10 protein-coding genes are annotated in these 12,615 nt (G+C 70.7%); 3 read left to right on the forward strand and 7 right to left on the reverse strand.

The genetic code is table 11. From position 1 onward, the window contains the following. The first annotated feature begins 183 nt into the window (after positions 1 to 183). On the forward strand, positions 184 to 696 hold the full coding sequence (locus ABGB08_RS13070; protein ID WP_347589800.1) for a M56 family metallopeptidase: 513 nt from the start codon (positions 184 to 186) through the stop codon (positions 694 to 696). On the opposite strand, the gene ABGB08_RS13075 is transcribed toward ABGB08_RS13070, so the two are convergent. After that, on the reverse strand, positions 693 to 2,450 hold the full coding sequence (locus ABGB08_RS13075) for a hypothetical protein (protein ID WP_347589802.1): 1,758 nt from the start codon (positions 2,448 to 2,450) through the stop codon (positions 693 to 695). The genes ABGB08_RS13070 and ABGB08_RS13075 overlap by 4 nt on opposite strands. A 174-nt stretch (positions 2,451 to 2,624) precedes the next feature. Beyond that, positions 2,625 to 3,818, reverse strand: a complete 1,194-nt coding sequence (locus tag ABGB08_RS13080; RefSeq protein ID WP_347589804.1) for a transposase — start codon at positions 3,816 to 3,818, stop codon at positions 2,625 to 2,627. Positions 3,819 to 3,928: 110 nt separating this feature from the next. Between ABGB08_RS13080 and ABGB08_RS13085 the strand changes: the two genes are divergently transcribed. Then, positions 3,929 to 6,976, forward strand: a complete 3,048-nt coding sequence (locus ABGB08_RS13085; RefSeq protein WP_347589806.1) for a DEAD/DEAH box helicase — start codon at positions 3,929 to 3,931, stop codon at positions 6,974 to 6,976. After that, positions 6,976 to 7,260, forward strand: coding sequence for a hypothetical protein (locus ABGB08_RS13090; protein WP_347589808.1), 285 nt, complete (start codon positions 6,976 to 6,978; stop codon positions 7,258 to 7,260). Before ABGB08_RS13085 ends, ABGB08_RS13090 begins: the two co-directional genes overlap by 1 nt. On the opposite strand, the gene ABGB08_RS13095 is transcribed toward ABGB08_RS13090, so the two are convergent. The 5 genes from ABGB08_RS13095 to sdhB all read right to left on the reverse strand — a co-directional run bounded on the left by ABGB08_RS13095 (position 7,183) and on the right by sdhB (position 12,602). Beyond that, complete coding sequence (locus ABGB08_RS13095; protein ID WP_347589810.1) at positions 7,183 to 8,112, reverse strand: diacylglycerol kinase family protein; 930 nt, start codon at positions 8,110 to 8,112, stop codon at positions 7,183 to 7,185. The two genes, ABGB08_RS13090 and ABGB08_RS13095, sit on opposite strands and share 78 nt — an antisense overlap. A 17-nt stretch (positions 8,113 to 8,129) precedes the next feature. Continuing rightward, entirely contained in the window at positions 8,130 to 10,958 is a 2,829-nt protein-coding gene (locus ABGB08_RS13100; protein ID WP_347589812.1) for an immune inhibitor A domain-containing protein, read from the reverse strand. Positions 10,959 to 11,188: 230 nt separating this feature from the next. After that, complete coding sequence (gene frdD, locus ABGB08_RS13105) at positions 11,189 to 11,530, reverse strand: fumarate reductase subunit FrdD (RefSeq protein ID WP_347589814.1); 342 nt, start codon at positions 11,528 to 11,530, stop codon at positions 11,189 to 11,191. After that, positions 11,527 to 11,895: a hypothetical protein gene (locus ABGB08_RS13110; protein WP_347589816.1), complete on the reverse strand. Its 369-nt coding sequence runs from the start codon at positions 11,893 to 11,895 to the stop codon at positions 11,527 to 11,529. Before ABGB08_RS13110 ends, frdD begins: the two co-directional genes overlap by 4 nt. Beyond that, positions 11,892 to 12,602, reverse strand: a complete 711-nt coding sequence (sdhB, locus tag ABGB08_RS13115) for a succinate dehydrogenase iron-sulfur subunit (RefSeq protein WP_347589818.1) — start codon at positions 12,600 to 12,602, stop codon at positions 11,892 to 11,894. Before sdhB ends, ABGB08_RS13110 begins: the two co-directional genes overlap by 4 nt. Positions 12,603 to 12,615: the final 13 nt, after the last annotated feature.

A 12,615-nucleotide genomic window follows, 5' to 3' on the forward strand; every position in this document is an offset into this window, starting at 1 on the left:
TACTGGCGCTGATCGCGGCCGTCGTGTTGTTCCGTCACATGCATGAGCTCTGCCTACGGCACGATGAAGACCACCTGGCTGCTCCGGCCACCGTAGTAAGTCCTGGCCGGTTCATGCTGCTGAGGTGTGGCCGCCAATGGATGGCTTGCCGGGTCGGGGGTCGTGGTGGGGAAGGGGTGCACGGTGCGATCGGGACTCGCGATGATGCCCGTCGCCTACTGCGTCCCGGGCTCGGAGCCGCGGATCGTCCTCAGCCGGGGGACCTTGGACGTGCTGGACCGCGGCCAGCTCCAGGCGGTGCTGGCGCACGAGCGCGCCCACCTCTACGGGCGGCACGACCTGCTCCTGCTCCCGTTCATCGCGCTGGCCCACGCCTTCCCCTGGCTGCCCGCGGCCAGGCACGCCCGGGAAGCCGTCCCCGTGCTGCTGGAACTGCTCGCGGACGATCAGGCGCGACGCGCGCACGGCAGCCTCGAGCTGGCCCAGGCCATCGGGCACATGAGCGCCCGCCGCGATTCGGCGCCGGGGACGATGGCGCTGGCGGGTCCCGCGGCGGCCGAGCGGGTGGAACGTCTGCTCACCGGTGTCCGGTCACGGTCGCGCTGGGTTTCCCCGGCCGCGTACCTGGTCGGAGGTCTGCTCCTCAGCGGGCCGATCGCGATTCCGCTGGCCCCGGTGTGGTGCGGAATTCCCTAGCCACGGCGGCTGTGCTGGTAGCGGGCGTACCGGTGCCGCGCCCGGGTCCGCAGGACCTTGGCGCCCGCGCGGGCTCGCTCGCCGCCGTCCATGAGCAGCAGGGCGAGCCGCCGGAGCAGGATGGGCAGCCGCCTGCGCAGTTCGCCGAAGAGGGTCAGCGCACCCTCCTGCCCGCGCGCCAGCAGGGCGCGGCCCTGGTCGGTGGCCTCGTCGCGGCGGCGGAGCATCTCCTGCTTGTTCTCCTCGGCGAGTTGCTTGCCGAGCACGTCGGCTCCGGCGGTGAGCAGGACGACCACCATCAGGGCGACGCGGGTGCCGAGTTCGTCGACGCGGCCGTCCAGCGCGTATCTGCGCTGTTCCCGCCACCAGCCGACCCAGGCGGGGCCGCCCTTGCCGAGGGAGGTGAGCCCTTCCACGCGGAGCCTGCGCCGGTGGCGGCGGACGCTGGCGGGGTCGAGGGTGGTCTGGACGGCGACGGCGACGCCGCGGTTCCACTCGCGGGCGGCGATCTCGCCGGTGCGTTCGCGCATCTGGTCGAGGACGTCGCGGGCCTGGCCCAGGATGATGGGCACGTCGGTCAGCACGCGGGTGATCTCGCGGCAGCCGTCGAAGCCGCCGGAGTGGCACGCGCGGTGCTCGCAGCGGTGCCGGGCGGCGTGGGCGAGCGCGCCGGAGGTGACCGCCTCGGCGAGCACCAGGTGCCCGGTGGACTCGCCCGCGGCGAGTTCGGTCAGCCCGGCGGCGTCCACGGCGAAGCCGCGGTATCGGGGGCGGTGCCCGGCGAGGTAGGTGGCGGCGAGGCCGGTCAGGACGAGCGGTGGCGCGGTGTCCAGGAGCGTGCGGTCCAGGGTCTCGTCGGCGAGGTCCAGGTCGAGCCAGTTGGTGAGCAGGACGTCGCCGCCGTTCAGCCACCAGCGTTCGGTGTCGGCGGGGTGCGCGGTCATGTGGGTGACCAGCGAGATCATGGTCCGGTGCTCGCGGCCTTCGAAGGCGATCGGTCTTGGCACCCGGTCGGGGGTGACGGCGGGGGTGCCGCCGGCCAGCCAGGCGGCGACCTCGCGGCCGGTCCAGCGGGCGTTCGGGTCGACGGTGAGCAGGCCCGCGAGCAGGTGCTGCCAGCGGCCCAGGCCGGTGTCGCCGAGTTCGACGGCGGGGTCGCCGGGCTCGAACCGGGGTGGCCGCCCGGTCAGCAGCTCGTGCACGAGCACGCCCAGCGCCCACCAGGCGTCCTGCGCACCGGCGGCGCTCTCCGGGGGCGGGGGCTGCGACCAGCCGTACCGGTCGGGGCGGGGGATCAGGCCGAGGCGCAGGGTGAGCGGCTCCAGGCCGGTGACGATCAGGTCGTCGGGGCGGAAGTCGCCCAGTTCCTGGCCGGTGGCGGCCCGCCACTCCGCGACCAGGGCGGCGACGGCCGCGACGGCTTCCTTGGTCCGCTCCTCGTTCCACGGCTCGCCGGTGATCAGGCCGCGCAGCGAATCGGTGCCCAGGTGGGTCTGGACCAGCCAGGGCAGGTCGCCGTCACCGGAACCCGCCCGCCCGTACCCGACCAGCCCGGCCACCGGTTGGCCGACCAGGCGGTCGAGCACCCCTTCGTCCAGCCAGCGCCCCGGCTGGTAGACGCGCAACGCGATGGGGCTGGGTTCGCCGTTTCTGGGCTGGGCGAGATAGAGGTCACTCTCCTCGTCCTGGGCGAGAAGCGCCTCGATCGTGTACCGCCGTCGCAACGACATCGGCACCAGGGAGAACCGGATCACAGGCACTGATCCTTTCAACGGCGGGCATACCCGCCATGTGGATCTGACTACGAACTGCTAACGGGAAACGACCGGGGACGGGGAGGAGGTTCCTTGGCACTCCACCGGCGCTGCTAGCTTGAACGGCGTGTTGACATCCTCCCCCCCAGCGAACGAGGGGGATTCCAACAGCGGCTACCCCACCAGGAGGAGATCGCGTTGAGGTTCGCGGTGCACCGGCCCGGCAACCCGCGGCCCTTCCCGCGCGGACACGGCATGCCCTGCCGCGTGTCCGATGTTCTGGGCCGCGTTCACATCAGCGTTGCCGGCGTATCCGCAGGACCTGCACCGGAAACACGCTTGGCTCTCGCGCGCCTCCCGATCCACGACCCCGCACGCCGAACACCGCTGACTCGTGTACGCGGGATTGACCTTGACTACCCTGCCGGGAGCCTTCTGCTCCAGGCGTTCGAACAGCTGGCCCCATCCGCTGGCGAGGATGCCCCGGTTCAAGCCCGTCTTCTGACAGACGTTACGGCCAGGCGCTTCGATGGTGCCCCTGGCGGAACGGGTCATATCGGAGATCTTCAGGTCCTCCATGCCGATGACGTCGAAGCGCCGGGCCAGGTCGGTACTGGTCTTCTCCACCCAATCCCTGCGCCGATCGGTCTCGCGGGCCTTCAACCGCGCGATCGCAGCTTTGACCTTGCTCCGCCGGTTGGACCCGCGTCTCGCCCGCGCCAGCTTCCGCAGCAGCCGTCGCAGCCGAGCCCTCTCCCGCTCGCCAAGGGCGGGCGCGTTGAGCAATTCGCCGGTGGACAGCGCCGCACTGACCGCCACTCCCCGGTCCACGCCGACAATCTCACCGGTTCCCGGTGCCGGGACGGACTGGGGGATCGCGGCGAACGCGAGAAACCAGCGGCCCGCCCGATCGCGGGTGACCCGGTAGGACTTGACGCCCTCCGGCACTGCCCGCGACCATCGGAAGCGCACCCAGCCGACCTTGGGGACGCGGACCTCGCCCACATTGCGGGACAGGCGGCGAACATCGTGCGCCTTGACCGATACGATCCGGAAGCCCTCCCCGTGGCCCCGCTTCCGGAAGGTCGGACGGCGGTGGGTGCCGCCGAAGAAGTTTGCCATCGCCAGCGCGAAGTCCTTCAATGCCTGCTGCTGGACGATGATCGACCCGGCCGCGAGCCAGGCGAACTCGGCTCGCGCCTGGGTCAGTTGACGGCACTGCTCGGCGAACCCCGGCGCGCTCTTGCGGCCCGGCCTCCAATGGGCGTGCTGCTCAACAGCCAGATTCCACACAAAGCGCGCATGCCCGGAGTGCTCCAGAAGCGCCGCCTCCTGGGCGGGCGTGGGCTGGAGCCGGTAGCGCGACATGCCGATCAACCTAGCGGCCACCACCGACAAAACCGGGACCCGACCATGCCGGACCGTTCCACGTTCCCTCCCCGTGCTGAAGGACGGGAGCTCCACGCTGTAGGTATCCGGTGACGAGGGTGCTGCACGCGGTCTGGGCGGAGGGCCGTCTGGCGTTGTGGGCCGAGGACAGCACGCTGCCGTTGACCACCACCTCCCGCGCCGAGATCCGCGACCACCCGTTCGCGCTTCCCGCCTCCGCCCTGCCCAAACTCACAACGCCCACGACTGCCAAGGTCACGGCACCTAAGGCCACGGCCTACGAGGCCACGGCACCCGGCGGCCCGCTGTCCGGGCGCCGGGCTCGCGCCGCCCCTCGGCCGGGCCTCGCGAGTTCCGGTCCTGTGACGCACGCGCAGCCCTCCGCCGTGTTGCTGCTGCCGAGTTCGGGGCGCGGCCCCGCCCCCTCCCCCGAGCTTGGGGCGGACATCACCGTCAGGAATCCGCGTGTCGCGCGCTGGCGGGTACCGCTCCTGCCGTACACGCCGGAGGAGCTCGACGCGATTCCTGGGCCTTCGGTGCGATATTTCGGGATTGTTGGGGATTTCGCGCGTGATCTCGTCCGGAGGGGGCGGATCCTGCCGTGGCTCACCGGGGACGAGGCGCGGTGGCGGCCGGTGCTGACGGGGGTGGATGCCGCGCGGTTCCGGGAGCTGGCGGCGGCCATGCCGCCGGTGTGCAGGGCCGTACAGGAGGAGGGGCGGTCCAGTGAGGTGTTGCTGGGGGCGCTGACCGAGCTGGTGGATGGGGTCGCGCGGCGGGCGTTTCCGGACAAGCTCATCGGCGCGTACCGGCCAGGGCGCAAGAGCGCGCTGGCGGATCGCTGGCTGCTGGCGCTGACCGACCCGGAGCCGCGGCTGGACGAGGTGGACGACAAAGAGGTGGACGAGGCCGAGGCGGCGCGGCTCAGGACCGCGCTGGCGGCGTGGTTCGAGGCCGCGCGCGGTCTTGGCGGCCCGGTCCGGGTGGACTTCCGGCTGGTCGAGCCGGGCGCCGACGACAAGTGGCGGGTGGAGTTCGGGCTGCGGTCGGCCGAGGACCCGGACGTGCGGATCGCGGCGGAGGACGTGTGGGCGGGCGCCGAGTTCGCCGCGACGCCGGAGCCGCAGAAGACGCTGGCCGGCGGGCTGCGCCGGGCGGTCAGGCTCTACCCCGACCTCGACTGGGCGCTGCGCGTTCCCCATCCGGCGCGGCTGAGCATGGACACCCGGGGCGCGTTCGCGTTCCTCCGCCACGCCGCGCCGCTGCTGGAGGCCGCGGGATACGGCGTGCGGCTGCCCTCCTGGGCGGGCAGGACCCGCCTGGGCCTGAAGATGACCACCCGGTCCCGGCCGGGGCCGCCCAACCTGGGGCTCCGCGAAGTCGTCGATTTCCGGATGGACCTGGCCGTCGGCGACCAGGTGATCGACGAGGCGGAGCTGGCCGAGCTGGCCCGGCTCAAGGTGCCGCTGGTCCGCGTACGCGGCGAATGGGTGGAGCTGGACGACCGCCAGCTGAAGGCCGCCCTGCGCGCGGTCGAGGAGCGGCGCGTCACCGAGCTGACCGTGGGCGACGTGATCAGGGAGGTCGTGCTCGGCGGCGCGGACGAGCTGCCGCTGGTCGAGGTGGACGCCGACGGCCTGCTCGGCGACCTGCTCTCCGGCGAGACCGAACGCCGCCTGCGCCCCGTGCCCACCCCCGCCACCCTGGACGGCGCGCTCCGCCCCTACCAGGAGCGCGGCCTGGCCTGGCTGGGTTTCCTGTCGGGGCTCGGCCTGGGCGGCATCCTCGCCGACGACATGGGCCTGGGCAAGACGATCACCACGCTCGCGCTGCTGCTGGCCGAGCGCGAGGACGCCCGGCCCGCCGCGACCCTGCTGGTCTGCCCGATGTCGCTGATCAACAACTGGCAGAAGGAGGCCGCCAGGTTCGCGCCCAGCCTGCGTCTCTACATCCACCACGGCGGCGGACGCCACCGCGACGAGGAGCTCGCCGCCACGATCGGGGCCGCCGACCTGGTGATCACCACCTACGGCACCGCCCTCCGCGACCTGCCCGCGCTGGCCCGGCAGGGCTGGGAGCGGGTGGTCTGCGACGAGGCCCAGGCGATCAAGAACAGCGCGGCCCGGCAGGCCCAGGCCGTCCGCCAGATCCGGGCCAGGACCAAGCTGGCACTGACCGGCACGCCGGTCGAGAACCACCTGGCCGAGCTCTGGTCGATCATGGAGTTCTGCAATCCCGGCCTGCTCGGCCCCGCCCGGGCGTTCCGGACCCGCTACCAGGAGCCGATCGAGCTCCGCCGGGACGAGAACGCGATGCGGGCGCTGCGCCGGGCGACCGGGCCGTTCGTGCTGCGCCGCCTCAAGACCGACAAGACGATCATCTCCGACCTGCCGGACAAGCAGGAGATGAAGGTCTGGTGCACGCTCACCCCCGAGCAGGCCCGGCTCTACCAGGCGGTGGTGGCCGACATGATGGGCCGGATCGAGCGCAGCGACGGCATCGAGCGGCGCGGCAACGTGCTGGCCACGATGACCCGGCTCAAGCAGGTCTGCAACCATCCGGCGCACCTGCTGAAGGACGGCTCCCGGCTGGACGGGCGCTCCGGCAAGCTGGCCCGGCTGGAGGAGCTGGCCGAGGAGATCATCGAAGAGGGCGACAAGGCGCTGGTGTTCACCCAGTACGCGGAGTTCGGCACCATGCTCCAGCCGTACCTGGAGGCCCGGCTGGATCGGCCGGTGCTGTGGCTGCACGGCGGGCTGAGCAAACGGCGGCGGGACGAGCTGGTGGAGCGGTTCCAGGGCGACGACGAGCCGATGATCTTCCTGCTGTCGCTGAAGGCGGCCGGCGTCGGGCTGAACCTGACCGCCGCCAACCATGTCATCCACGTGGACCGCTGGTGGAACCCGGCGGTCGAGAACCAGGCCACCGACCGCGCGTTCCGGATCGGGCAGACCAGGAACGTGCAGGTCAGGAAGTTCATCTGTGTGGGCACGCTGGAGGAGCGGGTGGACGAGATGATCGAACGCAAGCTGGCCCTGGCCGACAGCGTGGTCGGCGGGGGCGAGGACTGGCTGGCCGACCTGTCCGCCGACCAGCTGCGCGAGCTGTTCCGGCTCAGCCCGGAGGCGGTGCGCTGATGGATCCCCTGGACGTCGAGGACGTGCCGTTCGAGGAGCGGCTTGACGACTTCTACGGGCCCTCGGTCTCGCTGGCCCGGCTGAAGGAGCACCCGAGCGTGGCCACGCCCGCGGACCTGCTGCTGCGCGCGCTGGAGCCACCGCCGATCAAGATCAGGCACATCCCGCTGCTGGACCTGCTCCGCCCGGCCTACCGGCGGCTGGCGTCAGTTGTCGACGAAGTCCTGGGCGACCATCACCCGGACGCCGTTCGGAATCGTGGTGAGGGTCAGGGGGGTGCGTAGCCGTACCTCGCCGTCGATGTCGGCGGCCATCGGCGGGTCGGTCTCGATCAGCATCTCCCGGCCGATCACGAAGGGGCCCCCGGCCAGGCTGCGCCACTTGCCGGTGGTGGCCCGGTTCATGGTCTCCACCAGCAGCCTCAAACGTTTGCCGGAACCCAGCTGGTAGGCGACCAGCCGCCGGTTGTCGATGCTGATGTCCCTGGCGATCTGCCAGCCGCCGTGGAACCGGCCGTTGGCGATGTTGAGCTGGTGGGTGAGCAGCTCGTGCCGGACGCCGTCCACGGTGATGAACGCGCGGAACGCGTGGTGGCCCGGCAGGATGGTCAGCGCGGTGAGCGGGTAGGCGGCCCGGCCGAGCGCCCGCTTCAGCCACGGCTTCACCGTGCCCGCCACCTCCACCGAGACGCCGAAGCTGGCCAGGTTGGCGAACGGGCGGTCGCCGCACAGGCCCAGGTCCACGTCGGCGACCTTGCCCGCGGTGAAGATCCGGACCGCGCCGGTGCGGGTCAGCGGCAGGCCGAGGCTGCGGGCGAAGTTGTTGGTGGTGCCCAGGGGCAGCACGCCCAGGGCCACGTCGCGGTGGGCCAGCTGCTTGACGGCGGTGCTCAGCGTGCCGTCGCCGCCGCCCACGATGAGCAGGTCGGGGCCGAGCGCGAGGGCCTCGTCCAGGGTGGCCGGGAGCCGCTTGGGCTCGTCCACCGGGAAGACCCCGAGGGGGGCGAACCCGGCGGCCCGGATCAGGCGCAGCACCTCGTCGTAGTGCCTGCGCCCGCGCCGGGACTTGGTGTTGACCACTACGGCGGCCCTCCGGTGTTCCCGGACGGCCGCCGTATGGTCTGCCTTGCTCCGCATGATCACATGCTAATGCGTTACTTCTTCGCCGCCGTCACTTGGAGGATGACTCCGAGGTTGAGCGGGAGCGGGCTGATCAGCTTGATCTGCGCGCCCAGCTGCTTGCCCTCGTCGCCGGGGTTGCCGGTGCCGAGGGTGAAGCCGAGGAAGTCCTCGCCGTAGAGCCCGGTGGCCGGGGAGCCGTCCGGGTTGACCACGCGGACGCTGTACTGCTGGTCGTCCCGGGAGGGCACGACCGCCGAGGCGTCGCGGTTACGGGCGAACAGGCCCTGGGCGCCGCGGTCCTCGATGCCCGGGTACCAGGTCTTGGCGTCGGTGAACGCCTTGACCGGGTTCTGCGCCGGGAACGAGGTGCAGTACTCGCTGAACGGCTCGCCCGCGGCCTCCAGGCACTCCTTGAACGGGTAGGTCTTGGTGAAGCCGAAGGCCGCGTTGGAGGCCTGCGGGCGCATCGGGATGTTCTTCAGGACGCTGGTGTCCTTCGTGGCCGCGACACCGGACCGGCGCAGCGGGTCGAAGTGCGAGTCCACCAGCAGCATCTCGCCCTTGGAGCCGAGCGACGGCAGCGACAGCAGGTTGGCCGCCACGCTGTTGGCGGCGAAGGACGCGTCCCGCAGCCAGACCAGCAGGCCTGGCGCGTTGTACTTGACCTTCTCCACCTTCCAGACGTTGTTCCGCTGGTAGGTGGTGTCGTAGGTGTACGCCAGGCCCTGGTCGAACCCGTCGTAGTTACGCCACTCGGCCAGGTAGAACAGCTCCGTGATGACGGTGCCGGAGTGCCGCGTCCAGCCGGCGCCCCGGGTGTCGGTGAAGGTGGTGACGGCGGGGGTCCAGCCGTTGGCGCCGCCCTCGACGTCGTCGCTCCAGACGGTGGTGCCGCCGTTGGTGAGCGAGAAGTCGTCGGCGAACCAGCCGCGCTCCACGAACGCCTCGTCCGTCGCGTACCGCAGCCGGACCTGGACGGTCTGGCCCGCGAACGGGGCGAGGTCGATGTAGTCGTGCCGCCAGCCCTCGGTGTGGTCGGTCAGGCCGTACTTCTTGCCGCCGAAGTCCTGCATGCGGTTGTTGGGGTCGGCGTAACCGTCGTCGGTGGAGACGAGCGCGCCGCCCTCGGTGAAGATCTTCTGCTCGGTCCAGGTGGCGCCGCCGTCGGTGGAGACCTCGACGAAGCCGAAGTCCCAGTCCGCCTCGATGACGTAGTCGTTCCACATCCAGAACTTCACGTCGGAGCCGGCCGGGACGTCGACCGTGCGGGTGAGCCGCACGTCGGCCCAGTTCTGGTCGTTGCCGGTCCACCAGGCGTTGGCGCCGCTGTGCGGGGTCGTCATGGTGACCGACTTGTTCGGCAGGTTGATGCGGACGCCGTCCTCGGTCAGCTTGGGCGTGCGCGAGGCCTGGCCGACGGTGACGAGCTTGGTGCCGTCACCGGGGTTGAAGGCCTTCGGGTTCACCCAGCCGAGCACCCACTTGTCCCAGATGCCCATGTGGGCGGGCATCGACTGGAAGATCGGCCCGGAGTGCGAGCCGGTCGACATGAGGTCCCAGAACTCGACGCTGGTGTCGCCCCCGCCGGTGGAGTCGTACAGGTCGGGCAGGCCGAGGTCGTGGCCGTACTCGTGGGCGAAGACGCCGACGCCGGAGTCCTCGGGCTGCACGATGTAGTTGGAGATGCGCTTGCCGGTGCCGGGGATGGTGTAGCCGCCGGGGATGGTGGCGGAGTGCGCCCAGATGGCGTAGGTGTTCTCGGCGCCGCCACCGCCGGACTTGTCCTCACCGGCGTGCACAAGCACGAGGTGGTCGATGACGCCGTCCGGCTCCAGGAGGTTGCCGTCGCCGTCGGCGTCGCTGACGTCCTCGACGTCGTAGTCGGCCCACGGGAAGTTCGGCTGCTGGGCGGCCAGCACGTTGACCGCGTCGATGCCGAGCTGCGCCGGGCCGGCCGGGTTGTCGGGGTGGCCGTTCATGTTCTGCGGGGCGTTGTTGCCGGCCGGGTTGCACTCGGCGGCGCCGTACCAGCCCTCGGAGTGGGGGACCTTCAGCCAGCCCACGGCCGCGCCGGTGACGGTGTAGGCGCCCTTGGACATCTCCTCGTACATCTTCTTCATGGTGAAGCCGGAGATGTCGATGCCGCTCCTGCCGTCGCGGGGGTCCTTCAGGTCCGGACGGACCCGGGTGGTGATCCCCTTGTCGGTGTAGAGCATCTTGTTGAAGTGGTCGGTGCTGAAGTCCGACACCCACATCGAGTTGTTGTCCTTGCCGGGCCCAGGGAGGGTCGCCGGATTCGGGATCTTGTTGTGCAGCGGGCCGTTGATCGTGGTTCCGGCCGGCTCCACCACGCAGGTGTTCGGGGTGGCGGTGGACTCCTGACGGCTGAAGCCGGAGAAGTCGTCGTTGGCGTTCTCGTTGAACTCCACCAGCAGCGTCAGCAGCTTCGCGGTCTGCTTGGTGCCGGCCTTCTTGAAGATGAACTCGAACGGGTTCTTGCCGGTCCTGACGGCGCGCCGCTCGTTGTCGGCGAGCCTGCGGGCCGCGACGGGGTTGCCGCCCGCGTACTTGCGGTCGAAGGTGTGCGCGGTGGTCTGCTGCGCGGACCGGCCGGCCCGGCTCTGGGAGCCGGCGGTGATGCGCTCCTCGTCCCGGGATGCGACGTCTCCCTGGACCATCGGAGGCGCGTAGTTGATGTAGTGGTCGCTGGCTGACGGGATGTAGCTGGCCACGGTCGTGTCGGCCGCCGCGATGGTGACCGTGGCCCCGGGAATGGCCACCAGTCCCGCTGCCGCGAGGCCGAGGGCGGGCACGATGGCGGCCAGACGCCGGGCCCGTCCTGAGGATGTTCTGCCTGACAAGGTATGTCCCTCCCTGCCCGGGGTTACCGGGCGACATCCGAGACGCGCTAGGGATGTCGCGCGCCCACGCGACGCAGGCAGGACGAAGCCTGCCTACGCCGCATTACGACGCATGTGACATAAGGCCACACACGCCGCATGCCGGACGTTAGATGAACGGGTAATGCATTGGTAAAGTCAACTGGTGATGTTGCGAAACCGTAATCGATCTGTATTTGTCACACGGGGAGTCAGAACAAGATCAACACGGTAATGGCGGTTCCGGCCAGGGCGAGGCCGTAGCAGGTCAGCGCGATGAGGCGGTCCCAGCGGGCTATTCCGAGCAGTTCCTCGGCGGTGAACCTGATCCGGTGCGCCGCGTGGAAGAGGGCGAGCAGAACCAGCCCCACCAGCGCCAGCCGGACCAGCACATTTGACAGCAGCGCAGTCAGGTCCGGCCTTGACAGGACCCCGAGCGGGACCAGCACGCCCAGGATCAGCAACAGCGCGGGCAGCGTCATCGCCGACACCACCCCGCCGCCCCCGAACAGCAGCCACAGGTACGGCTCCGCCCGCCGTCGCAGCGGGCTCACGACAGCACCCAAAGGATCAGCGCGGAGACCACCAGCCAGGCCGAGAAGTTCCCGCCCGAGATCATGAAGTTGGGCACCCGCCACCCGTCCAGCCGGATCACCGTGGCCTTCGGCGCGAGGTTGAGGAAGGTGACCGCGTGGAAGGCGGTGGCGGCGAACGCGAGCACGTTCACCGCGACCACCCAGGGGGCGCCCGCCCAGGCCCAGAACTCCGGCAGCGTGCCGGCGGTGGCCGCGTCCAGGAGCAGGATCAGGTAGACGATCGACCAGGCCACGAAGACGCTGGTCAGCTCGCGGAGCACGAACACCAGGTAGGCGCGGCGGCGCAGGAACCAGAGCCGGTCGCGCGGCGGCGAGTAGCTCACGACCGCCTCCTGGTGAACGGCAACACGCTGCGCATCGCGGCGGTCAGCTTGTAGCGCTGGATGGCCTCGGCCGGGTCCACGTGCTTCGGGCAGGCGGAGGTGCACTCGCCGACGAACGTGCAACCCCACACGCCCTCCTCGGCGGAGAGCACGTCGAACCGGTCCCCCATGTCCCGCGAGTCCAGGTTGTAGCGCTGCGCCAGCGCGATCGCGGCGGGCCCGAGGAAGTCCGGGTCGAGCACGTAGACCGGGCAGGCGGAGTAGCAGAGCATGCAGTTGATGCACATCGAATACTGCTTGTACGCCTCCAACTGCTCCGGCGTCTGCGCGAACTCCGTCTCGGGCTCCTCCCCCTCCCGGACCAGCCACGGGCTGACCTTCGACAGGTTGGCCAGGAACGGGTCGATGTCCACCACCAGGTCCCTGATCACCGGGAACCCGCGCAGCGGCTCCACCGTCACCGGCCCGGAGTAGTCGGTGAGGAACGTGCCGCAGGTCAGCTTGGGCTCCCCGTTGACGTTCATGCCGCAGGACCCGCAGATCCCCATCCGGCACGACCAGCGGAACGACAGCGTGCCGTCGACCGTGTCCTTGATGTGGGTGAGGGCGTCCAGGATCGCCCAGTCCTCGCGGTCCGGCACCTCGTAGTCCTGGAACACCGGCGCGTCGTCCACGCCCGGCCGGTAGCGGCTCACTCTCAGGATCATCGTTCCTCCCGCA

The organism is Acrocarpospora sp. B8E8 (genome assembly GCF_039871605.1).
Lineage (GTDB): Bacteria > Actinomycetota > Actinomycetes > Streptosporangiales > Streptosporangiaceae > Acrocarpospora > Acrocarpospora macrocephala.